This window comes from Kocuria sp. cx-455, from assembly GCF_057707085.1.
The window spans coordinates 514,537-539,557 of record NZ_JBYIPM010000001.1 but is presented as its reverse complement, the minus strand read 5'-3'; the positions used below and the strand labels follow the sequence as shown (position 1 = coordinate 539,557).

Genomic DNA, 25,021 nt, shown 5'->3' with positions numbered 1-25,021 from the left:
CCGTCCCGGCCAGCGGTGATCCGTGAGGAGGCTGTGGAACCATGACGACAGAGTCGGACGCTCAGAGCGCAAAGAATTCCAAGCCGGCCAACGACCCGGAGACATCGGTGGTGCCCGCGAGTTCCAGGATCGAAACGGCGGGAACCCACTTTGTCCTGCCGGCCTCCCGCCCCGTTTTCGGACGGGCCGTGTTCCCGGGCCGTAGCGAACGCACCCGGTCCACGCTCTCAGCCTTGACGGGAGAGTCCGTGCCCCGCTCGCCCATCCTGGTCCCGTTACTGCGCAGCGTGAGCGCCACGCATCCGGATGAGGACCTGGATGTCCTGGAACGCGCGTTCGCCGTGGCGGATTCCTACCATGAGGGACAAAAGCGCAAGTCCGGGGATCCCTACATCACCCACCCGGTGGCGGTCACCACCATCCTCGCTGAACTGGGCATGACGGGCGCCACCCTGGTGGCGGGGCTGCTGCACGACACCGTGGAGGACACCGACTACTCCCTCGAGCAACTGACCCGGGACTTCGGTGAAGAGGTCGCCGTGCTCGTGGACGGTGTGACCAAGCTGGACAAGATCCAGTACGGCGAGAACGCCCAGGCAGAAACCGTGCGCAAGATGATCGTGGCCATGGCCAAGGACATCCGCGTGCTCGTGATCAAGCTCGCGGACCGGTTGCACAACGCGCGAACCTGGCGGTTCGTGTCCTCCTCGTCCTCGTCCAAGAAGGCTCGTGAAACCCTGGAGATCTTCGCGCCGCTCGCCCATCGCCTGGGCATGAACACGATCAAGTGGGAGCTCGAGGACCTTTCCTTCTCCGCCCTGTACCCCAAGGTCTACGAGGAAATCGTCCGCATGGTGGGGGAGCGCACGCCGGAACGCGAACGGAATCTGGCCACGATCCGCGGGTTGATCGCCCAGGAACTGGACAAGTCCGGCATTGACGCCACGATCACCGGCCGCCCCAAGCACTACTACTCGATTTACCAGAAAATGATCGTGCGGGGGAAGGATTTCGACGAGATCCACGATCTCCAGGCCGCCCGCGTGCTCGTGAACTCGGTACGTGAGTGTTATGCCGCACTCGGCGTGCTGCACGCGACGTGGAGCCCCCTCCCGGGGCGGTTCAAGGACTACATCGCGATGCCCAAGTTCAACATGTACCAGTCGCTGCACACCACCGTGATCGGCCCTCACGGACGCCCGGTGGAGATCCAGATCCGCACCCACGAGATGCACCACCGCGCCGAATACGGTGTGGCCGCCCACTGGAAGTACAAGAACCAGGTCAACCAGGCCAATTCGGCCACCCCCAAGGCCAAGGCGGGAGAGCTCAACTGGTTGAGTTCCCTGGTCTCGTGGCAGGAGGAAGCCAAAGACTCCTCGGACTTCCTGGATTCACTGCGCTACCAGATCAACACCGCGGAGGTGTACGTCTTCACACCCAAGGGTGAGGTCATGGCCCTGCCCACGGGTTCCACCCCGGTGGACTTCGCCTATGCAGTGCACACCGAGGTGGGTAACCACACGATCGGCGCCCGGGTCAACGGCAAACTGGTGCCGCTGTCGTCCAAACTGCAACACGGTGACCGGGTCGAGATCCTGACCTCCAAATCCGAATCCGCCTCCCCGTCACAGGATTGGCTCAAGTTCGTGGGATCCCCGCGGGCGCGCACCAAGATCCGGCAGTGGTATTCCAAGGAACGCCGCGAGGAGGCCATTGAACGGGGCAAGGACCTGCTCACCCGAGCGCTGCGCAAGCACCACCTGCCGCTGCAACGCACGGTGACCCACGAGTCGCTCGTCTCGGTGGCCCAGGACTTCAACCGCTCGGACGTTGCAGCCCTCTACGAGGCCATCGGAAGTGACACGGTCAACGCCCAACAGGTCGTGGAGAAGCTCATCGAGCATCACGGCGGCGCGGAGGGGACGGAAGAGGATTTCGCCGAAACCACCAAGGTCACCGCGCCCGCCCGGGCCACCGTGTCCGATTCCGGCGTAGTGGTCCAGGGCATGTCCGACGTGTACGTGAAGTTGGCTCGCTGCTGCACCCCGGTGCCCCCGGATGAGATCGTGGGCTTCGTGACCCGCGGCGCGGGAATCTCCGTGCACCGCAAGGACTGCAACAACATGAAGACACTGGTGGCCAATGATGATCCGCGCGTCAAGGAAGTCAGCTGGGCTCCCACCCAGTCCTCGCTGTTCCTGGTGGAGATCCAGGTGGAAGCACTCGACCGGCATTCACTGCTGCTCGACGTCACCAGGGTGCTGTCCGAGAACCACGTGAACATCCTCTCCGCGCAGGTGCACACCTCACGATCCCGGTTGGCCATCTCCCGGTTCTCGTTCGAAATGGGCGATACCCGTTACCTGGAGCACGTGCTCAATCAAGTGCGCCGCATCGACGGCGTGTACGACGTGTATCGCACCTCTGGTCACCGCCCGGTCGCCTCGTAACCGCGTTCCACCGCTCGCCCCACTTTCCGCACACGGGCCAGGGCCTGTCGACGTCCCGGTTTCTTCCCCACGGCGTCCAAGGCCGCCAGGACGAGTTCGGGTGGGCAATGCAGGTGCGGTGACGCCATGAGCCAGTGCAACGCCCGGGTGCCCTCCGGTGTGGGAACATGCAGCGCCACGTCCACCGCGGTGCGCAGCGGGCTGGTGACCGACATGGCCTCGTGGGACACGCGATCGAAGGCGTTGAAAACGGTCTGGTGCAGGCTGAACCCCTGCGGGAGCGTGGTGGTCGTCCGGGCGTCCTTGGCCACGAGGATCGGCAATGGATCCGGGACGGCGGCGCAGTCGTAGAACCACGCGGCCCCCAATCTCCCCAGCACGCCCCGGCGCTGCAGATGCCGGGGGATGACCGCTCGCAGGACTCGGACCTTGGTGGCCCGAGTGAGCGCGACACCCACGGGCACATGCGCATCCAGGACGACCCTGCGGAGGATCCCGTCCGCGACCATTGCCGTCAGCTCACCGCCGCTGAAGGGATCACCCGGACGCAGTACCCGAAAATATCCCGCGCCGGGTGGCCGCGGATGGGTGGAATCGGGGCTCAGCGGCCGCGGTGCAGTCATGACCCCATCAGACCCGATGGTCGGGGGGCAACGAAACGGGGATCACCCCGGTTGTGGACAACCCCGGTGATCCCCGTTCGGTGTGCAGAGCGCTCGGTTCACCCCGCGCGCCGAGTTGCGCTCAGTTCAGTTCGGACGCCGAGGCTTGCAGGGTGGCCAACCACTGCTCGCTCGTGGCGAGGTCCTTTTCGAGGCCGGCGGCCTTCTTCTCGTTGCCGGAGGCGCGAGCGGCCTCGATCGCGGACCGCTGATCGGCGATCTTGTTCTCGAGCTGCGTCAACATGGAGTTGGAGCGGGCCTTGGTCTCGGGGTCGGAGCGGCGCCACTGATCGTCCTCGGCCTTCTTGACGGCGTCTTCGACGGCGCGCAGTTCGTTCTCCACCCGGCGCATGTGCGCGCGCGGAACCTTACCGGCTTCCTCCCAGCGAGCCTGTACCGCCGCGAGGTCCTTCTTCGCCTGATCGAGGTTCTTCACGGGAAGGATCTGCTGCGCCTCCTTGAGCAGTTGCTCCTTGACCACCAGGTTCGCCTCGAACTCGTGGTCGATCTGCTCGTTGGCGGCCTTGCGCGCATTGAAGAACACGTCCTGGGCGGCGCGGAAACGGGACCACAGGGCGTCGTCGTCCTTGCGGGACGCGCGGGGCGAGGCCTTCCAACGATCCATGAGGTCGCGGTACTTGGAGGCGGTGGGTCCCCAATCGGTGGAGCCCGACAGCGCCTCAGCCTCGGCGATCAGCGCCTCCTTGGCGCGCTTGGCCTTAGCGTTGGTCTCGTCCAGTTTGGAGAAGAACGCCTTACGGTGGCGATCGAACGTGGTGCGGGCCTTGCGGAACCGTTTCCACAAGGACTCCTCGTCGGACTTGGAGAGCCGCACGCCCGAACGCTGGTGCGCCTTCCACTGGTCGAAAAGTTCACCCATGCGTTCCGAGGAGTGCTTCCACTGGGTCTTCTCGGGATCCTGGCCGGCAACTTTTTCCGCGGCCTCCACTATGGCCGTACGGTGCGCCAGCTGCTCGGCCCTGGCTCGTTGCTGCTCTTGCTTCTCGCGGACCTCCGCCTGCCCAATGGAGACGTCCAGGGCGTCCAGGCGTGCGGACAGCCCGGCCAGATCGCCCACCATGCCGTGGGCGGCTACCTGCTCGCGCACGTGTGCCACGGTCTTGCGCATGTCCGTGGTGGGGGCCTTGGCGGCAAGTCGTTGTTCGAGCAGGCCGACCTGGGCCTCGGCGTCGTCGAATTTGCGCGCGAAGTAGGCAATGGCCTCATCCTCGGTCGCGTTCGGGAACTGGCCGCACTCGTACACCTGGCCGGCCACGCTCACGTACACGGTGCCGTTCTCGTCCGCGCGGCCGTGCTGCTTGGCGCGCGCCACGGATTCCGGGGTGGCCAGGGCGGGCTTGGCCGTTTCCTGGGGCGCAGCGGACGGGGCCGGTGGTGCCGGGGCCACCGGTGTGGCGGGGGCGGCGGGCTTGGCAGGGCGCGCCGGGGGAGCGGGCACGGGGACCGCCTCGGAGGTCCGGGCCCGGTCGTCGGATTCAGGACGTTCTGTCACCGCTATAACTCTCTCTCCACGTCCACGACCGTGTGGGGAGGCCCCGGAATGCGGGGGGTTGGTCACACGGCGCGTGGAATCGGTCATCGATACGGCCATCCTATCGACCACAGCGGCCTAGAATGGCACCACACACCACGACGCCGCTCGGGGCCTTTGCATGACCAGGTCCCGCACCGTACGCCGAGACCCCGCTTTCGCACCGAGGAGAACTCATCCATGGCCCGCACCACATCCCTGTCCGGTTTCCCCGAATGGCTTCCGGAAGAGCGGATCGTGGAGCAACACGTCCTGGACGAACTGCGCCGCACGTTCGAACTGCACGGCTTCTCCTCCATTGAGACCCGCGCCGTGGAAACGGTGGAGCAGTTGCTGCGCAAGGGCGAGATCGACAAAGAGGTCTACGGCGTGTCCCGGCTGCAACAGGACGAGGACGAGAAGTCTCCCCGGGAGGGCGCGCTCGCGCTGCACTTCGACCTGACCGTACCCTTCGCCCGCTACGTGGTGGAGAACAACGGGTACCTGACGTTCCCGTTCCGCCGCTACCAGATTCAAAAAGTGTGGCGCGGTGAGCGCCCGCAGGAGGGTCGCGCCCGCGAGTTCACCCAGGCCGACATCGACGTGGTGGGCGACGGCACTCTGGCCTTCCGCTACGACGTGGAACTGGCCCTGGTCATGATCGAGGCGCTGTCCCGGTTGCCCATCCCGCCGTTCGTGCTGCGCGTGAACAACCGCAAGCTCGCCGAGGGGTTCTACCGCGGCATCGGCCTGGACGACGCACCCGCGGTGCTGCGTGAGATCGACAAGCTCGAGAAGATCGGCCGCGAGGCCGTGAGCGCGAATCTGCAGGCGAACGTGGGCGCGACTGCCGAGCAAGCGGCGTCTGCCCTGGATCTTGCGAGTATCCGCACCGAGGACACGTCCTTCGTGGCGCAGGTGCGTGCCCTGGGCGTGCGCAACGACCTGCTGGAGGAGGGCCTGGCCGAACTCGCCGAGGTGGTGGGCGAGGCCGCCCGCCGTGCACCCGGCAAGGTCAATGCGGACCTCTCGATCGCGCGCGGTCTGGACTACTACACCGGCACCGTGTACGAAACGGTGCTCGTGGGTCACGAACAACTGGGCTCGGTGTGCTCCGGCGGTCGCTACGAATCCCTGGCCTCGACGGGTAAGAAGAACTTCCCCGGTGTGGGCCTGTCCATCGGGGTGACCCGCCTGGTCACCCGCATCCTGTCGCAGAACATGGCCACGGCGTCGCGTGCGGTCCCGTCCGCGGTGCTCGTGGCGCTCAACGATGACGAATCCTGGTCCGCCGCCCAGGACGTGGCCGGGCAGCTGCGTGCCCGTGGCATCGCAACGGAAGTGGCGGCGTCGCCCCAGAAGTTCGGCAAGCAGATCCGCTATGCCGAGCGCCGGGGCATTCCGTTCGTGTGGTTCTCGACCGCCCAGGAAGACGGCAGTGTCACGCACGAGGTCAAGGACATCCGATCGGGGGAGCAGATCACCGCGGATCCCACGGCCTGGCAGCCCCCGCGGGAGGACGTGCACCCCACGGTCCACGCGACCCGGACCCCCTGAGACTTGTAGACTTTCAACCAAACTCACCCGGCCACCGAGCCGCGTCCGGCCCATCGGCCGGCGAACGCGCCGGTCGAGCCAACACCCCAGACACGAAAAGGTGGATATTTCTTGCTGCGAACGCATGAACTCGGATCATTGAGCGCCCGGAACACCGGCGAAACGGTCACGTTGGCCGGTTGGGTGGACCGCCGCCGTGACCACGGTGGGGTGGCGTTCGTGGACTTGCGCGATGCCAGCGGCGTGGCGCAGATCGTGGTGCGGGACGAGGCCGAGTTCCATCAGCTGCGCAACGAGTTCGTTCTGCAGGTCACCGGCACGGTCGAGCGCCGCCCCGAGGGCAACGAGAACCCGAACCTGCCCAGCGGTGAGGTCGAGGTCATGGTCGAGGAGCTCACCGTGCTCAACACCTCCGCGGCACTGCCGTTCCAGATCGACGAGCACGTGGAGGTCGGTGAGGAAGCGCGACTCAAGTACCGCTACCTGGATCTGCGCCGCCCCGAGCCCGCACGCATCATGCGCCTGCGCTCCGAGGTCAACCGCGTGGCCCGCAACCTCCTCCACGACCAGGGTTTCCTGGAGGTCGAAACCCCCACGCTGACCCGCTCCACCCCGGAGGGTGCCCGTGACTTCGTGGTCCCGGCCCGGCTCTCGCCGGGCTCGTGGTACGCGCTGCCGCAGTCCCCGCAGCTGTTCAAGCAGTTGCTGCAGGTGGGTGGCATCGAGAAGTACTTCCAGATCGCCCGCTGCTACCGCGACGAGGACTTCCGTGCGGACCGCCAGCCCGAATTCACCCAGCTGGACGTCGAGGCCTCCTTTGTCGAGGAGGACGACATCATTGCCCTGGGCGAGTCCATTGTGAAGGCCCTGTGGTCACTGATCGACGTGGAGATCCCCACGCCCATCCGGCGCATGACCTACGCGCAGGCCATGGCCGATTACGGCACGGACAAACCGGATCTGCGGTTCGATCTCAAGCTCACCGACCTCACCGAGTACTTCAAGGACACCCCGTTCCGCGTGTTCCAGGCTCCGTACGTGGGTGCCGTGGTCATGCCCGGCGGTGCCTCCCAGCCGCGCCGTCAGCTCGATGCCTGGCAGGAATGGGCCAAGCAGCGCGGCGCTCGCGGACTGGCGTACATGCTGTTCAAGGAAGACGGCGAGATCACCGGTCCCGTGGCCAAGAACATCTCCGACGAGGAGAAGGCCGGGCTTGCCGAGGCCGTCGGCGCCAAGGAGGGCGATTGCGTCTTCTTCGCCGCCGGTGAGCCCAAGTCCTCCCGCGCGCTGCTCGGCGCCGCGCGCGTCGAGATCGGTCACCGCACCGGCCTGATCGACGACGCCGCCTGGGCCTTCGTGTGGATCGTGGACGCCCCGCTGTTCGAACCCGCCGCCGACGCCGTGGAATCGGGTGACGTGGCCGTGGGTTCCGGTGCCTGGACGGCGGTGCACCACGCGTTCACCTCGCCCAAGCCCGAGTTCCTCGACACGTTCGACACCAACCCGGGTGACGCCCTGGCCTACGCCTACGACATCGTGTGCAACGGCAACGAGATCGGCGGCGGTTCCATCCGTATCCACCGCCGCGACGTGCAGGACCGCGTGTTCCGCGTGATGGGCCTGTCCCAGGAGGAAGCCCAGGAGAAGTTCGGCTTCCTGCTGGACGCCTTCCAGTTCGGCGCACCCCCGCACGGCGGCATCGCCTTCGGGTGGGACCGCGTGGTGGCACTGCTGGCCGGCACCGAGTCCATCCGCGACGTGATCGCCTTCCCCAAGACCGGTAACGGCTACGACCCGTTGACCGCGGCTCCCGCCCCCATCACGGCGCAGCAGCGCAAGGAAGCCGGCGTGGACGCCAAGCCCGAGCCCAAGGGCCACAAGGCCGAGAAGTCCGCCCAGGACGAGGCCGGCACGAAGGGCGATTCCCAGTAGCACGCACGCGTCGCAGCAGTGTTGCCGGCCGGGGCCTGATTGCCCTGGCCGGCATTGTGCTGTCCGCCTTCTCCCTGCGACTCGCGGTGTCCGGGGTGTCACCCGTGTTGGACCGCGTGCGGGAAGACGTGGCGCTGGACGCGGTCTCCACCGGTGTGCTGGCCATGATGCCCACCTTCGGGTTCGCTCTCACGGGATTCTTGACGGCCGCCGCAATGCGCCGGGTCAGCCTGGAAGCATTGCTCACCCTTGCCAGTGCCCTCGCGGCCGTGGGCCTGATCGCCCGCGCCGCCAGCTCGGCCCCCGCACCGTTTTTGGGTTTCTCCCTGCTGATCATGATCGGGCTGGGGATCGGTAACGTCACGCTCCCGCCCATCATCAAGAAGTACTTCCGCAATCACATTGCTCCGCTCACCGCGATTTATTCCATGCTCCTGGGCTTGTCCACCGCGGCCGCCCCGTTCTTCGCGGTGCCGCTGGCCGACGCCGCCGGGTGGCGTTTCTCGATCGGCTCGTGGGCGATCTTCTCGCTGGCCGCTTTCGTGCCGTGGTTGCTCATGTGGGTGAGCGTGCGCCGCGACGGTGCGCGAGCGGCGTCGTCGGTGGTTCCGGACGCGGCGCGAGCGCCGGTCAAGCCGTGGCGATCACCGATCGGGTGGGGGCTCGTGTTGCTGTTCGTGGGTACCTCGTCCAACACGTTCTCGATGTTCACGTGGTTACCGCGCGTGATCACCAGCTACGGGTTCACCGAGCACCAGGCCGGGCTCATGCTCTCCTACTACGCGATTCTGGGCATCCCGGTGAGCCTGGTGGTGCCGCTGATGGTGCGGCGCGTGGCGCGGACCACCGGGCTGGGGCTCACCGCCGTGGCCCTGTACGCGCTGGGTTACCTGGGGCTGTTGCTGTGGCCCACCGCGCACTGGGGCCCCCTGGACACCGTGTGGGTGTGGATCACGATCTTCGGACTCGCGCAGGCCTCCTTCCCGTTGGCGCTCACGCTCATCAATGCACGCACGCGCACCACGGCCGGTGCGGGCGCCCTTTCCGGATTCGGGCAGGGCGCGGGGTATCTGGCGGGTTGTGTCGGACCGCTGATCTTCGGCGTGCTGTTCACGTGGGGCGGGTCGTGGTGGACCTCGTTCGGTTACCTGTGGCTCATGTTGCTCGCGCTGACGACCGGCGTGTTGTTGACGGGGCGCCGTCGTTTTCTGGAGGACCGCGGCGACCCCGATCGCACCGTCCAGGAGTAGGCTCGGGCACACGCCCACCGCGCAAACCACCCCCCGGAGGCTGCCGTGTGCAGACTGTTCGGGCTCCACACCGGATCGCAGCCGCAGACCTGCTCGTTCTGGCTGCTGACCGCCCCGGATTCACTCTCACGGCAAAGCAGACAACAGCCGCACGGCGCCGGAATCGGCACGTTCGAACCCAGCGGGGTCCCGCATCTCGTGAGGTCCGCGCTGGCGGCCTACCTCGACCCCGCGTTCACGCGTGCCGCTCAGGAGATGACCGGCACGAGCTTTGTGGCCCACGTGAGATTTGCGACCGAGGGTGAACCGAGCGTGGCGAACACGCATCCGTTCGAACAAGAGGGACGGATGTTCGCCCACAACGGTGTGATCCGCTCCCTCGATGTCCTGGACCGGGAACTCGCTCGGCGGGGCGTGTCCGACCTGGTGCTGGGGACGACCGACAGCGAGCGGTATTTCGCATTGCTAACCTCCTATCTGCGGGAGGCCGCGGGGGATATTGCCTCGGCACTGCGCCAGTGCTTGACGTGGTTGGCCCGCAACGTGTCCCTGTACTGCCTCAACTGCGTGCTCGCCACACCGCAGGAAGTCTGGGCCGTGCGTTACCCGGACACCAACCCGCTGTGGTACGTCACCGGCCGCCGCGGCACGGGCTCGCACCCGGCCGGCGCTGACCCGGGCTCGGTGCGCCTGAGGTCCTCGTTCCTGCGGGTGCATGGACTGGACCCGTCGAACAACGCGGTCACCGTGGTGGCCAGCGAGCCCATGACGGAGCGCGAGCAGTGGATCATGATCGACCCGGGTACGGCATTGCACGCGGGGCCCGGCGATGCCTTCGAACTCCTCGACCTGGGGCTCCCGCGGCCCTCCCGTCAGATCCCTCATGATCAGCTCGGTGCTGCGGCCACGACACAGGGCGGCGGCTGAGACCGCCGAGCACGCATGAACGGTGTGATGAACTGGGCCCATGAAGATTGTGCTGCAAACGGTGTCCCGGGCCTCCGTCACGGTAGCGGGGTCGGTGACGGGCGACATCAGCGGGCCCGGGCTGCTGGCCCTCGTGGGAGTCACCCACGGCGACACACCCGAGACCGCCCAGAAACTCGCGGACAAGATTGCCGCGCTCCGAATCCTCCCCGGGGAGAAGTCATGCGTGGATCTGTCGGCACCCGTGTTGGCCGTCAGCCAGTTCACCCTCTACGCGGATGTCCGGAAGGGGCGGCGGCCTTCGTGGTCGGCGGCGGCGCCCGGGGATGTGAGCGAGCCGATCTTCGATCAGTTCGTGACGTCCCTGCGTGCGGCCGGGGTGGCTGTCGGCACCGGTGTCTTTGGCGCCCACATGCAGGTCGAGCTGATCAATGACGGACCCGTGACGATCATCGTGGACAGTGACGACCTGGACCGTCCCCGATCGGGCGCGCACGGACGGCAGTAACCGATGCCGCGTGTCCGAAGCTCACGCTAGGGTCAGCAGCGTGAGCACTTCACTGTTTGACCTGCCCGACCCGGACGAGCCCGACCGGGAGGAGACCCCCGCGCCGAGCCGCGGCCGGGGACGCGCGCCCCTGGCCGTGCGGATGCGACCGCGCACGCTGGACGAAGTGGTCGGCCAGAAGCACCTGCTCCGCCCCGGTTCGCCGCTGCGAGTGCTGGCGGGAACCGATGCCGGTCCCGCGGGTCCGAATTCCATCATCCTGTGGGGGCCGCCGGGAACCGGGAAAACAACCCTCGCGCACGTGATTGCGCGCGGACACGGCACAACGTTCGTGGAACTGTCCGCCATCACGGCGGGCGTCAAGGACGTGCGCCGTGTCATGGACGAAGCCCTGACCGATCGGGACCTGCACGGCCGCACCACGGTACTGTTCTTGGACGAAATCCATCGCTTCACCAAGGCCCAGCAGGACGCCCTGCTGCCGGGTGTGGAGAACGGGTGGGTCGTTCTGGTGGCCGCGACCACGGAGAATCCGTCCTTCTCGGTGATCTCACCGCTGCTGTCCCGCTCGCTCATGCTCACGCTGCAACCACTGGAGCGTTCCGACATCGCGGACCTGCTCGATCGCGCCGTGACCGACCGCGGCGGCCTCAACGGCGAGGTCACACTCGCCGAGGACGCCAAGAACCACCTGCTCGACATGGCCGGAGGCGATGCCCGCAAGGCCCTGACGTCGTTGGACGCCGCCGCGGGCGTGGCCTTCTCCCACCAGACCACGGAGTCGGACCGGGAACCGGACCCGGAACCGGACCCGCGCGAGGCGGGCCCCGTGACCATCACCCTGGAGCACGCGGAGGAAGCACTCAATCGCGCCGCCGTGCGGTACGACAAACAGGGCGACCAGCACTACGACGTGATCAGCGCATTCATCAAGTCCATTCGCGGCTCGGACGTGGACGCGGCCATGCACTACCTGGCGCGCATGATCGAAGCGGGGGAGGACCCGCGGTTCATCGCCCGCCGCCTGATCATTTCCGCCTCCGAGGACATTGGCATGGCGGACCCGACCGCATTGCAGACCGCTGTCGCAGCGGCGCAGGCGGTGCAGTTGATCGGGATGCCCGAAGGCCGCATTCCGCTGGCCCAGGCGGTCACCCACTTGGCCACCTCCCCCAAGTCCAATGCCTCGTACACGGCCATCAATGAGGCCATCGCCGATGTTTGCGCGGGTAAGGCCGGGCCGGTTCCCAAGCACTTGAGAGACGGTCATTACAAGGGAGCGGCCGCTCTGGGACACGGCGACAATTATCTGTACGCCCACGACCAGCCCAATGCCGTGGCGTCCCAGCAGTACCCGCCGGACGAGCTCGTGGGGCGGGACTATTACCGTCCCACGCCCTACGGTCACGAAAAACAGCTGTCGCACCGGGTGAACATTTTGCGCGACATGGTCCGCGGCGCCGGTGACTAGGGGTCCCGCTGGGTGGCTAGCGCTTTCCCGGGCGGTTCGACGTAATCGAGCACGTCCTTGGCGGTGAGGTCGTCGATCACCAGGTCGGTGACGGCGCCGGAACGCAGGGCGCCCAGGATACCGGGTACCTTGTGTCGCCCGGACACCACGCACAAGCGGCGAGGAATGCGGGCCAGATCAGACGGGGTGGGCCCGGAGGCCCTGCGATTGACGTCAATGTCCGAATAGGTACCGTCCTCCCGAATGAACACCGTACACATGTCGCCGACCACGCGGTTGTCGTTCAGGCTGCGCAGCTCCGCCTGGGTGAAATGGCCCTCCGTGTACACCTGCGACAGCACGGGGCCGTGAAAGGCGCCCACGCTGAACACGGCCAGGTCCACGGCGGAACGGACGGCCAGAATTCGGCGCACGGACGATTCCTGCCACAACAGGGTGCGGGTTTCCTCAAGGTCGAAGAACGCGGGAGTGGGGAATGGGTAGAGCTCGGCATTGAAGGCCCGCGCCATGCTCGAGAGCAGCGAGGTTGACGTGCCGGCGCCCGTGGTCCGCGGACCCGCAGCACCGTTGAGCTGCACCACCGTGACGTCCTGCGCGCTGGTCTGGTCCAGGTGCGCGGCAATGGTGGAGGTGGTGGTACCCCACGCAACGCCGAGAATCGAACCGTCCTCGACCCAATCCATGAGCAGGTTCGCCGCGTAGCGCGACACGGCCTCCAGACGCGGTCCGCTGTGGGATGCCCGGTGCGCGCCGGCAATGTGCGCAGTGACCCCGAACATCTCGTGGAACCGCCGCGACAGCCGATCGGGCGGGTGCTCGGGTGGGCACAGGGAGATTCTCACGATGCCCCGGTTCTTGGCTTCGGTCAGCATGCGCGACACCGTGGAGCGCGAGACGCCGAACCGGTCCGCCACCGCCCCCATGGTCATGTCCTGAACGAAGTAGAGCTCCGCGACTTGATACAGCCCTGCATCGTCGTGCATGAACCCTCCTCCGTGCTGCACGTGTGTGCAACTGACTTGAGCATACGTGCATCGGCGCGGCATGGTAGTGCCTACGGCCAGGCAATGGGACGCAGATCACACTACCGGCCGTAGCGTGGTCCTTAAGATCGCGCGCACCACACGAGTACGCACAGAGGTTGAGTGAGGTAGATCCCGTGAGAAGCACAGTTTTGAACCCCGAATCCCGTCGGGCCGCCCTGCGCGAGATGGCCGACGGCCCCGCACTGGACGTTCTGGTGATCGGCGGTGGCATCACGGGCGCGGGCGTGGCTCTGGACGCCGTCACACGCGGTTTGCGCACCGGAATCGTGGAAGCGCAGGACTGGGCCGGCGGCACATCGCGGTGGTCCTCCAAGCTGGTCCACGGTGGGCTGCGCTATTTGCAGCAATTGGACTTCAAACTGGTCACGGAAGCCCTCCACGAACGGGAGCGGTTGCTTTACACCCTGGCACCCCATCTGGTGAAGCCGGTCCCCTTCCTGTACCCGATCCTCCACAGGGTGTGGGAACGTCCGTACGTGACCGCAGGTATCGGTCTCTACGACACATTGGCCCACGTCGGATCCAAGGTCGCGTCCATGCCGTTCCACCGCCACTTGACCCGGCGCGGGGTCCAGGAAGCGTTCCCCAGCATCAAGCCGGACGCGATGGTGGGGGCCGTCAAGTACTGGGACGGGCGAGTGGACGACGCACGCCTGGTGCTGACCTTGATCCGCACCGCCGCCGGATATGGCGCCCTGGCCGCCACGCGCACCAAGGTCACCGGCCTCCTCAAGGACGGCGACGCCGTGGTCGGCGCCCGTGTCACGGACCTCGAGACCGGGAAAGGCTTCGACATTCGAGCCCGCAAGGTCGTTGCGGCCACGGGAGTGTGGACCGAGCAAACCCAGGACTTGGCCGACACGGACGGCGGGCTCAAGGTCATGGCCTCCAAGGGCATCCACATTGTGGTACCCCGTGAGCGGATCAAGGGCGAGGTGGGTTTGATCCTGCAGACCGAGAAATCCGTGCTGTTCGTGATTCCGTGGGAGCACTACTGGATCATCGGGACCACGGACACCCCGTACGAACAGGACATATCCGCACCCGTGGCCACCGCGGCCGATATCGATTACGTGATCGAGCACGCCAACGTGGTCCTGGACCAGCCATTGACCCGTGACGACGTGATCGGCAGTTTCGCCGGTTTGCGCCCCCTGCTGCAACCGGGGGTCAAGGACGACACGGAAACGGTGTCCACCAAGGTCTCCCGCGAGCACACGGTGGCGGAAGTGGTCCCGGGTCTGATCTCCATTGCCGGCGGCAAGCTCACGACCTACCGAATCATGGCCCAGGACGCCGTGGACTTCGCGCTCGGTAGGGACCGTGCCAAACAAGTGCCCTCCGTGACCGAACGGACCCTGTTGCACGGTGCGGACGGCTATCTCCCGCTGACCCGCCAGGTGGAACAGATCAGCAATCGCTACGGGTGGACACCGGACATAGTCGAGCACCTACTCAACCGCTACGGCTCTGCCATTTCCGAGATCGGGGCCCTCGTGGACGAACGCGCCGACCTCGCCGAGCCGCTCACGGGTGCACCGGACTACGTGCGCGCGGAGATCGTCCAGGCCGCACGCAACGAGGGCGTACTGCACCTGGCGGACGTCTTCCAGACCCGGACTCGCATGAGCTACGACCAACCCGATCATGGTCTCGCCGCGGTCGAAGAGGTCGCGAACCTGCTGGCCGAAGAACTCGGGTGGGATACCGAGCGCACGGCAGCAGAGGTTCGGGCCTACCGAGACCTCTCCGCCGCCGAGGACGCCGCCGCGGAGACCGCCGACGATACGGCCGCTGCGGCGGCACGGGCCGCGGCGCCGTCGTTGAACAGCCTGTGAATGTCGTAGCGGTATTCCGCAACGAACCGGACACGCGCCGACCCGGGTAACCACGTCAGCCACCGGTCCCCTCCGACCACCCATGGAAGAACGAGATTGAAGGAGTCACTCAATGACTGCAATGACGGCGCTGCTGCCCATGGAGGCGGCGGAAGTGGTGCCCCTGGGCACGGTGTTCTGGTCCGAAGTGCTGGGCACCGCCATGCTGACGCTGCTGGGTGTGGGCGTGGTGGCCAACCACTTGTTGGGAAAGACCAAGGGCAATGCCGGCGGCTGGCTGCTGATCAACTTCGGCTGGGGCCTCGGCGTGTTCGCCGGTGTCTACGTGGCATGGCAGTCCGGGGCGCACCTGAATCCGGCCGTCACTGTGGGCCTCTGGGCCTCCGGCGCCTCGGAGTACGCCCCGGGGGTGGCGATCACCGCGGCCTCCACGCTGGTGTACTTCGCGGCCGAGCTCCTGGGCGCGTTCCTGGGTGCCGTGCTCGCGTGGATCGCTCACAAACAACACTACGACGAGCCACTGGAGCCGGCGGCAAAACTCGGCACGTTCGCCACCGGGCCGGAAATCCGCTCCTACCCGTGGAACGTGGTGACCGAGACCATCGCGACCTTTGTGCTGATCTTCGTGATTCTCATGTTCGGTGGGACGCCCTCCGAGTTGGGCCCCTTGGCCGTGGCGCTGCTGGTGGTCGGTATCGGTGCCAGCCTGGGCGGTCCCACCGGGTACGCCATCAACCCGGCGCGTGACCTCGGCCCCCGCATTGCCCACGCGATCCTCCCGATCCGGGGTAAGGGCGGCAGTGACTGGGGTTACGCGTGGGTCCCCATCGTGGGTCCCATCCTCGGCGCACTGATCGCCGGCGGCATTTTCCAGATCTACCCGTCGTCCAACTTCTGATTTCCCAACGACCACCACAACGATGTGAGGAGTTACCACCATGACCAAGCGATCCAGCACCACCACCCCGAACGGCAAGAAGTCCAACGGAGCCACTGAGGCCCAGTACGTGATGGCCATCGACCAGGGAACCACGAGCACCCGGGCCATCATCTTCGATCACTCCGGCACCATCATCAGCATCGGCCAGAAAGAGCACCGACAGATCTTCCCGCGCGCCGGATGGGTTGAACACGATGCCACCGAGATCTGGCGCAACGTCCGCCGAGTCGTCGCCGACGCCCTGGCCGAAACCGAACTCACCAAGGACGATATCGCCGCGGTGGGTATCACCAACCAGCGTGAGACCACGGTCGTGTGGGATCGCACCACGGGAAAACCGGTCTACAACGCCATTGTGTGGCAGGACACCCGCACCCAGGCCATCGTGGACGAGTTCGCGAAAAACGGGGGAGTGGATCGCTTCCGCAAGCGCACGGGTCTGCCCCTGGCCAGCTACTTCGCCGGCCCCAAGATCAAGTGGATCCTGGACAACGTTGCCGGCGCTCGGAAGAAGGCCGAAGCCGGTGAGCTCATGTTCGGCACCACCGACAGCTGGCTGGTGTGGAACATGACCGGCGGCCCCAACGGCGGGGTGCACGTCACGGACGTCACCAATGCGTCCCGCACGCTGCTCATGAACATCGAGACCTTGAACTGGAACAAGGACCTGGCTGATGCCATGGACGTTCCCATGTCCATGCTTCCCGAGATCCGTTCCAGCAGTGAGGTCTACGGAAAGGGACGCTCACGCGGCTTCGTGAGCGGTGTGCCCATTGCGGGCATCCTGGGGGACCAGCAGGCCGCCATGTTCGGTCAGACCTGCTTCGAGCCCGGCATGGGTAAGAACACGTACGGCACCGGCAACTTCTTGCTGATGAACGTGGGTGAGCAACCGGTGCAGTCCGAGAACGGTCTGATCACCACGGTGTGCTATCAAATCGAGGGCCAGAAGCCCGTCTATGCGCTGGAGGGTTCCATTGCCGTAACCGGTTCCCTGGTGCAATGGGTGCGCGACAACCTGGGCCTGATCCAGGAAGCCAAAGACATCGAGACACTCGCCCGGGAGGTGGAGGACAACGGAGGGGCGTACTTCGTGCCGGCGTTCTCCGGACTCTTCGCACCGCACTGGCGACCGGACGCCCGCGGTGCCCTGGTGGGTCTGACCCGGTACGTGCGCAAGGAACACATTGCCCGCGCCGTGCTGGAAGCCACCGCCTACCAGTCCCGGGAAGTGGTCGAGGCCATGAACAAGGACTCCGGTCAGGACCTCGTGGACCTGCGTGTGGATGGTGGCATGACCGCCAACGAGTTGCTCATGCAGTTCCAGGCGGATCAGCTGGACGTTCCCGTGATCCGCCCCAAGATCACCGAGACCACCGCCCTGGGCGCGGCCTACGCGGCGGGTCTGGCGGTGGGTTTCTGGGCCGATCTGGAGGAAATCACCGAGAACTGGGCCGAGGACAAGCGCTGGAAGCCCAATGGTAAGACCGAGGCCAACGACAAGTTGTTCCGCAACTGGAGCAAGGCCGTGACCAAATCGTTGGATTGGGTGGATCAGGACGTCGACTGAATCGGCTATAGTGGAACGCTGGCTGGCAAGCTGTGCTCGATCATGACTTCTCACCGTGGCACCCTCACGGCGCGGAGCATGCGAGCCAACTGTAGGCAATGACGGATTGCGGCTGATCCGCACCTCTCCTGCCGGGACCCATTCCCGCGCGATGGAGGCCAGTACCACACAGATCGGTGCACGCATTGTTGTGCGTGCACCGTCGACCGCATGAAAGGCAACATGGCTAACAACGCATTGCGTGCGCGCCGTCAGGTGCGCAAGTCCCGCGCCCTCGGTATCGCACTGACCCCCAAGGCCGAGAAGTACTTCGAGCGCCGCCCGTATGCTCCCGGTGAGCACGGTCGTGCGCGCCGCAAGTCCGACTCGGACTACAAGGTCCGTCTGACCGAGAAGCAGCGCCTGCGCGCCCAGTACGACATCCGCGAGAAGCAGATGCACCGCGCCTACGTGGAGGCCAAGCGCGTCGAGGGCCAGACCGGTGAAAACCTCATCGGCCTGCTCGAGACCCGCCTGGACGCCCTGGTACTGCGCTCCGGTTTCGCGCGCACCATGGCTCAGGCCCGTCAGGCCGTTGTCCACCGCCACATCATGGTGGACGGCCAGCGCGTGGATCGCCCGTCGTTCCGCGTGCGCCCGGGTCAAATGATCCACGTGCACCCGCGCTCCGAGAAGATGGTTCCGTTCCAGGTGGCCGCCACCGGCGCTCACCAGGACGTCCTGCCCGACACCCCGGGTTACCTGGACGTGTCGATCGACCGTCTGCAGGCAACGCTGACCCGCAAGCCCGAGCGTTCCGAGGTCCCCGTGACCTGCGAGGAACAGCTCGTGGTCGAGTACTACGCCCGCATGGCGTAATGCTTTTCTCCCGCGCGCCCGGTGTCGGGTGAGCGGAGCGCGCAGCCCGTGGCTTCGGCCGCGGGCTGTGTGCATTTCGGGGGAGCGGCTGAACCGGAACCCCCAGCAACGTTGGGTAGAGTTTCCCTTCGGCCGTGCCACGTGGTGGCACTGCGGCATGCATTGAGGACAACGGACGAGAGGTACGGGTCACTTCCATGGACGGTGGAGATATCGCGGGATTGATTGCCGCCGGCGTTTTTGCGGTGCTCGTGGGCTTGTTGGCGATCCCGATCGTCAAGCTCGGTCGCGTGTTCGACGAGTTGCGCCTGACCATTCGTTCCTTGAACGACGGCACCACGCCGCTGATCGACGAGGTCACCCGCACGGTGTCCACCACCAACACCCAGTTGGAGAAGGTGGACGGCATCACCTCCAACGTCTCGGACGCCTCCGCCAATGTGTCCGCGCTGTCCTCGTTGGTCGCCTCCACGGTCGGACAGCCGCTCATCAAGGTCGCGTCGTTCTCCCACGGTCTGCGCCGCGCCTTCACCCCTCAGCAGGGCCCCGGACCCCACGACGGTCCCGCCTCGGAACGCACCGGACCGGTGAACGATCAGGCCTGAGGCCCGCGCGGGCCATGAACGTGCCCGAGCCATGCAATAGTCGAGTCGGATCCGAAGGGACAAGCCATGGGAATGTGGTCCAAACTGGCGCTGATCGCCGCCGGTGCCATTGCGGGAAGCATCGCGACCCGTGCGGCCAACAACCCCCAGACGCGAGAGAGGATCGCGGGACAGCTGCAGCGGCGTCGCAGTACCGACGTGGAACTGCGCTCCGGCTCTGCCGTGCAGCGCATGCGGGCGGTGACCGGCTACCTGCAGGATTTCGCGGCGCGGGTGAAGGCCGGGATGAACGAGCGCGAAGCGCAATTACGCGAGCAATTCGATGTTCGTACCCCGGTCGACCACACCGCCGGCCACCCCGGCTCACACGGCTCGCTCACTGCGGTGGGCGAGCAAGACAACGTAGAATCCACCGAGATCATCCATCGCGGTCAATCATCAGAAGGAAATAACCGGTAATGCTCTCACACGAGATCACCCAACGCTGGCTGAGCTATTTCGAAGGCCAGGGTCACACAGTTGTGCCGTCCGCCTCGCTGGTGTCCCACCAGCCCGGCGCGATGTTCACCATTGCCGGCATGGTGCCGTTTATCCCGTACTTCCTGGGACAGGAGACCGCACCGTTCCCGCGGGCCACGTCCATCCAGAAGTGCATCCGCACCCTGGATATCGACGAGGTCGGCAAGACCGCCCGCCACGGCACGTTCTTCCAGATGGCCGGCAACTTCTCCTTCGGCGATTACTTCAAGGAGAAGGCCATCCCCATGGCCTGGGAGCTGCTGACCGCCCCGCTGGACAAGGGGGGCTTCGGCCTGGATCCCGACCGCCTGTGGGTCACGGTGTACGAGGGTGATCAGCAATCCTACGATCTCTGGCGCGACGTGGTCGGAATTGCCGAAGAGCGCATCCAGCGCATGGGCCGCGACGAGAACTACTGGGACACCGGTCAGCCCGGCCCCGCGGGCCCCGACTCCGAGATCTTCTACGACCGCGGCGCCCGGTACGGTAAGGAGGGCGGCCCGGCCGTCGATGACGACCGCTACATCGAGATCTGGAACCTGGTGTTCATGCAGTACCAGCGCGGTGAGGGGCAGGGCAAGAACTACGAGATCCTCGGGGACCTGCCCAAGAAGAACATCGACACCGGCTTGGGTGTGGAACGCCTGGCCATGTTGCTGCAGGGTGTGGAGAATTTCTACGAGACGGACCAGGTCCGCCCCGTGCTCGACGCCGCAGCCGAGCTGTCCGGCCGTACGTACCGCGGCACCGAGAAGGCGGGGCAGGAGGGCTACGAGGACGACGTTCGCATGCGGGTGGTCGCCGACCATGTGCGCTCCTCGCTCATGCTCATTGCCGACGGCGTGACCCCCGCCAACGAGGGCCGCGGGTACATCCTGCGCCGTCTGCTGCGCCGCGCCGTGCGTTCCATGCGCCTGCTGGGGGTCACCGAACCGTGCCTGCCCGTGCTGCTGCCCGCGTCCCGGGACGCCATGAAGGGCGTCTACCCGGTGGTCGCCGGCGACTTCGAGCGCATCTCCCGGATCGCGTACGCGGAGGAGCAGGCATTCCTCAAGACGATCGAGTCGGGCACCGCCCGCCTCGAGCGCGCGGTAAGCCAGGCAAAGACGGAGAAGCGCGTTGTCAGCGGTGCGGACGCATTCGCGTTGCACGACACGTTCGGCTTCCCGATCGACCTGACCCTGGAAATGGCCGCCGAGGCGGGGGTGTCCGTGGACGAGAAGGCCTTCCGTGGTCTGATGACCGAACAGCGCGAACGCGCCCAGGCGGACGCACGCACCAAGAAGGGCGCCCTGGCGGATCTGTCCGAGCTGCGCCGCATGCTCGATGACCACGGTTCCGTGTTCACCGGGTATTCCGAACTGGTGACCCAGACATCGGTGCGCGCCGTGCTGTCCGACGGCGTGACCGTCCCCGCGGCCGCCGCCGGCGATCAGGTAGAGGTGGTGCTGGAAGAAACCCCGTTCTACGCCGAGGCCGGTGGCCAGGCCGCTGACGTGGGTGTCATTGAGGGACCGGATTTCTCCCTGGAGGTCCTGGATGTCCAGCAGCCCGTCAAGGGTCTGTCCGTGCACCGCGTCACGGTCACCTCGGGCGAAGTCACCCAGGGTGCTGCGGTCACCGCTCGCGTGAACTCCCGCCGCCGTCACGACGGTGAGGCCGCACACTCGGGCACCCACGTGATCCACGCGGCCCTGCACGACGTACTCGGCCCGGACGCCGTGCAGCGTGGTTCCTTCAACAAGGAGGGTTACCTGCGCTTCGACTTCTCGCACGGCACCGCGCTGAGCGCGTCCCAGATGCAGGAGATCGAGCAGATCTCCAACACGGCCATCCGCGACGACTTCGAGGTGCTCACCCAGGAAATGCCGCTGGCCGAGGCCAAGAAGCTGGGAGCCATGTCCCTGTTCGGCGAGAAGTACGGCGAGAACGTGCGCGTGGTCGAGATGAACGGCCCGTGGTCGCGTGAACTGTGCGGCGGCACCCACGTGGGATCCACGGCTCAGCTGGGTTCGCTCTCGCTCGTCTCGGAGCAGTCCGTGGGTTCCGGTAACCGCCGAGTGGAAGCCCTGGTGGGCCTGAATTCGTTCAATCACCTGGCCGCCGAGCGCACCCTGGTCAATCAACTCACCGGGATGCTCAAGGTCCAGTCGAGCGCTGAGCTGCCCGAGCGGATTTCGGCCACTCTCGACAAGCTCAAGGAGACCGAGCGTCAGCTCACCGTTCTGCGGCAGCAGCAACTGCAGGCCCAGGCCGGTCAGCTCGTCAACGACGCGCAGCGGCTGGGTCCGGTCAACACGGTTCTGCACCATGCCGGAGACGTCGCTTCGGCGGACGCGCTGCGTTCGCTTACGCTGGATCTGCGCACGCGCCTGGGCTCCGAACCGGCCGTCGCCGCCGTCACGGGTATCGCCAACGACCGCCCGCTCATCGTGGTGGCCGCCAACGACGCCGCGCGCGAGGCCGGGCTGGCCGCGGGCCAGCTCGTCCGCACCGCAGCCGGCGTGCTGGGCGGCGGTGGCGGCGGTAAGCCGGACGTTGCCCAGGGCGGCGGATCGGACGCCGCCAAGATCGACGACGCACTCGAGGCCGTGCGCCAACAGATCCTCAGCGTAGCGGGCGCGTGAGCGAGACGTTCGTGAAGGGCACCCGCATGGGTGTGGATGTCGGAACGGTCAGGGTGGGAATAGCCCTGACCGATCCGGACTGTGTGCTGGCCACGCCGCATCGGACTCTGACGCGGGACAAGAATCGCAAAAAGCGCTTCGATGTGAAAATCATCACGGCCATGTGCGAGCAATTCCACGTGGCCACGGTGTACGTCGGACTGCCGCGCAGCCTCAACGGTCAGGAGAATCGATCCACCGATATGGCCCGGGACTATGCAGCCGACCTGCAGAATCGGCTACGCTCACGTCAGTGCCAAACAATGGTGCGCCTGGTGGATGAGCGGCTGTCCACGGTTGCGGCGCACCAATCGCTTCTGGATGCGGGGGTATCCCGGAGGCACCACATGGACAAGGTTGATCAAATGGCTGCCGTGACATTCCTGCAGTCGGCCATTGATCAGGGCAGGTCCACGGGAACCGAACCCGGTTTCCCCATCGACACTTAGATCGCGGATAATGGACGATGTTCTCGGCAGAACGCCGAAAATATCCGAAGACCACGGACTACGGCGGACGGAGATCATTCGTGAGCGAACAGCCACGAGATAACAAGGCCCACCGCGGCCCGCAACAGGGCGGCGAGGCCGGGTCGGCCGCGTCCGGCGGCCTGCTGGGCACGCTGGAACCGGACGAGCACAACTCGCGTTCGGGCCTGTCCGGTGCGTTCGAACACCACGACGTCTCCCCGGAAACCGCAGCCCGCCGGAAGCGCCGCTCCCGTGCGTCCCTGGCCACCGCCATTGCGCTGTTCATTGCCGCGCTGCTGATCGTGGTGGCCGTCCTCGGGTCCGCGTTCGGTCTGTTTGAACGCAAGGACTACAACGGTTCCGGCGACCAGGACGTCAACGTCACGGTGGGCGAGGGACAGTCCACCGGTCAGATCGCCAACACGTTGGAATCCCAGGACGTCGTGGCCAACGCCGGGTACTTCCTGGACACGTTCCAGGAACGCTACCCTGAGGACTTCATCCAGCCCGGCGATTACCAGCTCAAGACCCACATGAGCTCGGACGCCGCCGTGGACGTTTTGATGGAACGCGGGGAGGCCTCGCACTACGCCGCCGTGGCGCAGACCCAGCGTATTGACGACACCTTCCAGACCCTGAGCGAGTCCACGGGCATCGACAAGTCCGAGTTCGAGGCGTTCAAGGAAGACACCGACCGCTTCGGCATCCCCGATGAGTTCCCCACCCTCGAGGGTTGGCTGCACCCGGGTGAGTACCGGTTCCCGTTGGACGCCACCGCGGAACAAATCATTCAAGAGATGGTGGACCGCACCGAGGCCACGCTGAACAACAACGAGGTGGCCGAGGACCAGTGGTTCCGAGTCATCACCGTTGCCTCACTCGTGGAGTTCGAGGGCGTCCCGGACATCTACCCCGAGGTCGCCGGTGCCATCTACAACCGCATCGACCGCCCCGACGATGAGACCAACGGTCTGATCCAGTCGGACGCGTCCGTGACCTACGGCCTGAACAAGCGCTCCTACCATGTGTCCGACGAGGAGAAGCGCGACAAGTCCAACCCGTACAACACGTTCGCCCACCCGGGGTTGCCCGTGGGTCCGATCGGTTCTCCCGGTGACGAGTCGATCAAGGCCGCCGCGAACCCGGACGACAACGACTACTACTACTGGGTGACCGTGAACCTCGACACGGGCGAGACCAAGTTCGCCGAGAACTTCGAGGAACACAACCGCAACGTGGAGGAGTACCAGCAATGGTGCTCCGACAACGAGGGCCGGTGTAGCTGATTCACAGGGGAGTGGACATGGAGCGAAACGCCGCAGCGGTGCTGGGCCACCCTGTGGCTCACTCCCTGTCGCCGGTTCTGCACGAGGCCGCCTACCGCGTGCTGGGCGCCCCGTGGGACTACACACGCTGTGATGTTCCCGCGCAGGACTGGGACCGCTTCTGGCAGGATCGCGTGGCCGAGGGGCACTGGCGTGGATTTTCCGTGACCATGCCGCTCAAGGCACTGGCCGCGGAGCAGGCCGATGAGTGCACCGCGCTGGTTCGTGCCCTGGGAGTGGCCAACACGCTGGTGTTCCGCGCGGACGGCACCACGGTGGCGGACAATACGGACGTCACCGGCATCATGGCCGCGCTCACCTCGGCGCGCGAGATCCCCGCGCGACCCCGCTGCGCCATCCTGGGTGGCGGCGGCACGGCCACGGCGGCCGTGGCGGCGTTACACGGGTTGGGGGCCCCGTCAATCGACGTGTTCGCGCGGTCCACGCAGCGCGCCGGAAAGGTCACCCGCGCCGCAGGAAAGCTCGGCGCGACCGTCACCGTGCGCCCGTGGGGTGAGGCAGCGGCGTCGTTGGTGGACTACGACGCGGTAATCTCCACCCTGCCTCCCCACGGTGCCGACGAACTCGCGGCACAGTTCGGGGCCCTGGATGCGAAGGTGAGCGGTGTGCTCCTGGACGCGGCCTATGATCCGTGGCCCTCGGCCATTGCGCGGTCGTGGCGTGACGCGGGCGGAGCAATTGCGCCCGGAGTGGATATGCTGATCTTTCAGGCGGTCGATCAGGTGCGCTGGTTCGCCCTGGGCCGCGTGGATCAACCCGTCCCCCGTGAAGCGGAGGTCACCGCGGCCATGTGCCGGGCCGTGGCTCGCCCCGAACGCGTGATCCCGGAACGGGCCCGGGCGGCCCAGCTGGAGCGCTGACCGGAGTTTTCT

General features: G+C 66.3%; 20 protein-coding genes. 17 read left to right on the top strand and 3 right to left on the bottom strand.

The genetic code is table 11. The features are described from left to right. Positions 1-41: 41 nt before the first annotated feature. Positions 42-2,453 (top strand): RelA/SpoT family protein, encoded by a 2,412-nt coding sequence (locus AC3ENJ_RS02445; RefSeq protein ID WP_190780461.1) that lies wholly within the window; start codon positions 42-44, stop codon positions 2,451-2,453. On the opposite strand, the gene AC3ENJ_RS02440 is transcribed toward AC3ENJ_RS02445, so the two are convergent. Further along, entirely contained in the window at positions 2,432-3,076 is a 645-nt protein-coding gene (locus AC3ENJ_RS02440) for a hypothetical protein (protein ID WP_431812944.1), read from the bottom strand. The genes AC3ENJ_RS02445 and AC3ENJ_RS02440 overlap by 22 nt on opposite strands. 121 nt (positions 3,077-3,197) lie before the next feature. Next, positions 3,198-4,628 (bottom strand): DUF349 domain-containing protein, encoded by a 1,431-nt coding sequence (locus tag AC3ENJ_RS02435; protein WP_431812943.1) that lies wholly within the window; start codon positions 4,626-4,628, stop codon positions 3,198-3,200. Between the two features lie 219 nt (positions 4,629-4,847). Here AC3ENJ_RS02435 and hisS point away from each other — a divergent pair, with 219 nt between their 5' ends. The 6 genes from hisS to AC3ENJ_RS02405 all read left to right on the top strand — a co-directional run bounded on the left by hisS (position 4,848) and on the right by AC3ENJ_RS02405 (position 12,291). Further along, positions 4,848-6,203, top strand: coding sequence for a histidine--tRNA ligase (gene hisS, locus AC3ENJ_RS02430; protein WP_431812942.1), 1,356 nt, complete (start codon positions 4,848-4,850; stop codon positions 6,201-6,203). A gap of 111 nt (positions 6,204-6,314) precedes the next feature. Further along, entirely contained in the window at positions 6,315-8,135 is a 1,821-nt protein-coding gene (gene aspS, locus AC3ENJ_RS02425) for an aspartate--tRNA ligase (protein WP_431812941.1), read from the top strand. A gap of 56 nt (positions 8,136-8,191) precedes the next feature. Further along, positions 8,192-9,385, top strand: a complete 1,194-nt coding sequence (locus tag AC3ENJ_RS02420) for an MFS transporter (RefSeq protein WP_308495916.1) — start codon at positions 8,192-8,194, stop codon at positions 9,383-9,385. Between the two features lie 45 nt (positions 9,386-9,430). After that, complete coding sequence (locus AC3ENJ_RS02415; protein WP_431812940.1) at positions 9,431-10,312, top strand: class II glutamine amidotransferase; 882 nt, start codon at positions 9,431-9,433, stop codon at positions 10,310-10,312. Positions 10,313-10,352: 40 nt separating this feature from the next. Continuing rightward, the gene (gene dtd, locus AC3ENJ_RS02410) at positions 10,353-10,820 is read left to right on the top strand and encodes a D-aminoacyl-tRNA deacylase (protein WP_190780456.1); all 468 of its coding nucleotides are present in this window, start codon (positions 10,353-10,355) and stop codon (positions 10,818-10,820) included. Positions 10,821-10,860: 40 nt separating this feature from the next. Continuing rightward, complete coding sequence (locus AC3ENJ_RS02405) at positions 10,861-12,291, top strand: replication-associated recombination protein A (protein WP_431812939.1); 1,431 nt, start codon at positions 10,861-10,863, stop codon at positions 12,289-12,291. Here the strand turns inward: AC3ENJ_RS02405 and AC3ENJ_RS02400 are convergent. After that, positions 12,288-13,274: a sugar-binding transcriptional regulator gene (locus AC3ENJ_RS02400; protein ID WP_431812938.1), complete on the bottom strand. Its 987-nt coding sequence runs from the start codon at positions 13,272-13,274 to the stop codon at positions 12,288-12,290. The two genes, AC3ENJ_RS02405 and AC3ENJ_RS02400, sit on opposite strands and share 4 nt — an antisense overlap. Positions 13,275-13,450: 176 nt before the next feature. On the opposite strand from AC3ENJ_RS02400, the gene AC3ENJ_RS02395 reads away from it, so the two are divergent. The 10 genes from AC3ENJ_RS02395 to AC3ENJ_RS02350 all read left to right on the top strand — a co-directional run bounded on the left by AC3ENJ_RS02395 (position 13,451) and on the right by AC3ENJ_RS02350 (position 25,009). Further along, positions 13,451-15,175: a glycerol-3-phosphate dehydrogenase/oxidase gene (locus tag AC3ENJ_RS02395; RefSeq protein WP_431812937.1), complete on the top strand. Its 1,725-nt coding sequence runs from the start codon at positions 13,451-13,453 to the stop codon at positions 15,173-15,175. A gap of 112 nt (positions 15,176-15,287) precedes the next feature. Then, positions 15,288-16,073: an MIP/aquaporin family protein gene (locus AC3ENJ_RS02390; RefSeq protein ID WP_223840856.1), complete on the top strand. Its 786-nt coding sequence runs from the start codon at positions 15,288-15,290 to the stop codon at positions 16,071-16,073. Positions 16,074-16,113: 40 nt separating this feature from the next. Further along, complete coding sequence (gene glpK / locus AC3ENJ_RS02385; protein WP_431812936.1) at positions 16,114-17,685, top strand: glycerol kinase GlpK; 1,572 nt, start codon at positions 16,114-16,116, stop codon at positions 17,683-17,685. A 222-nt stretch (positions 17,686-17,907) separates the two neighbouring features. Next, the gene (rpsD, locus tag AC3ENJ_RS02380; protein WP_190780452.1) at positions 17,908-18,543 is read left to right on the top strand and encodes a 30S ribosomal protein S4; all 636 of its coding nucleotides are present in this window, start codon (positions 17,908-17,910) and stop codon (positions 18,541-18,543) included. Between the two features lie 197 nt (positions 18,544-18,740). Beyond that, positions 18,741-19,148: a DUF948 domain-containing protein gene (locus AC3ENJ_RS02375; RefSeq protein ID WP_223840855.1), complete on the top strand. Its 408-nt coding sequence runs from the start codon at positions 18,741-18,743 to the stop codon at positions 19,146-19,148. A gap of 66 nt (positions 19,149-19,214) precedes the next feature. Next, positions 19,215-19,607: a hypothetical protein gene (locus AC3ENJ_RS02370; RefSeq protein WP_431812935.1), complete on the top strand. Its 393-nt coding sequence runs from the start codon at positions 19,215-19,217 to the stop codon at positions 19,605-19,607. Next, positions 19,607-22,294: an alanine--tRNA ligase gene (alaS, locus tag AC3ENJ_RS02365; RefSeq protein WP_431812934.1), complete on the top strand. Its 2,688-nt coding sequence runs from the start codon at positions 19,607-19,609 to the stop codon at positions 22,292-22,294. The genes AC3ENJ_RS02370 and alaS overlap by 1 nt, the downstream gene beginning before the upstream one ends. Then, positions 22,291-22,782 (top strand): Holliday junction resolvase RuvX, encoded by a 492-nt coding sequence (gene ruvX, locus AC3ENJ_RS02360; protein ID WP_190780449.1) that lies wholly within the window; start codon positions 22,291-22,293, stop codon positions 22,780-22,782. The genes alaS and ruvX overlap by 4 nt, the downstream gene beginning before the upstream one ends. An 80-nt stretch (positions 22,783-22,862) precedes the next feature. Beyond that, complete coding sequence (gene mltG, locus AC3ENJ_RS02355) at positions 22,863-24,089, top strand: endolytic transglycosylase MltG (RefSeq protein ID WP_431812933.1); 1,227 nt, start codon at positions 22,863-22,865, stop codon at positions 24,087-24,089. A gap of 17 nt (positions 24,090-24,106) precedes the next feature. Then, positions 24,107-25,009, top strand: a complete 903-nt coding sequence (locus AC3ENJ_RS02350; protein ID WP_431812932.1) for a shikimate dehydrogenase family protein — start codon at positions 24,107-24,109, stop codon at positions 25,007-25,009. Positions 25,010-25,021: the final 12 nt, after the last annotated feature.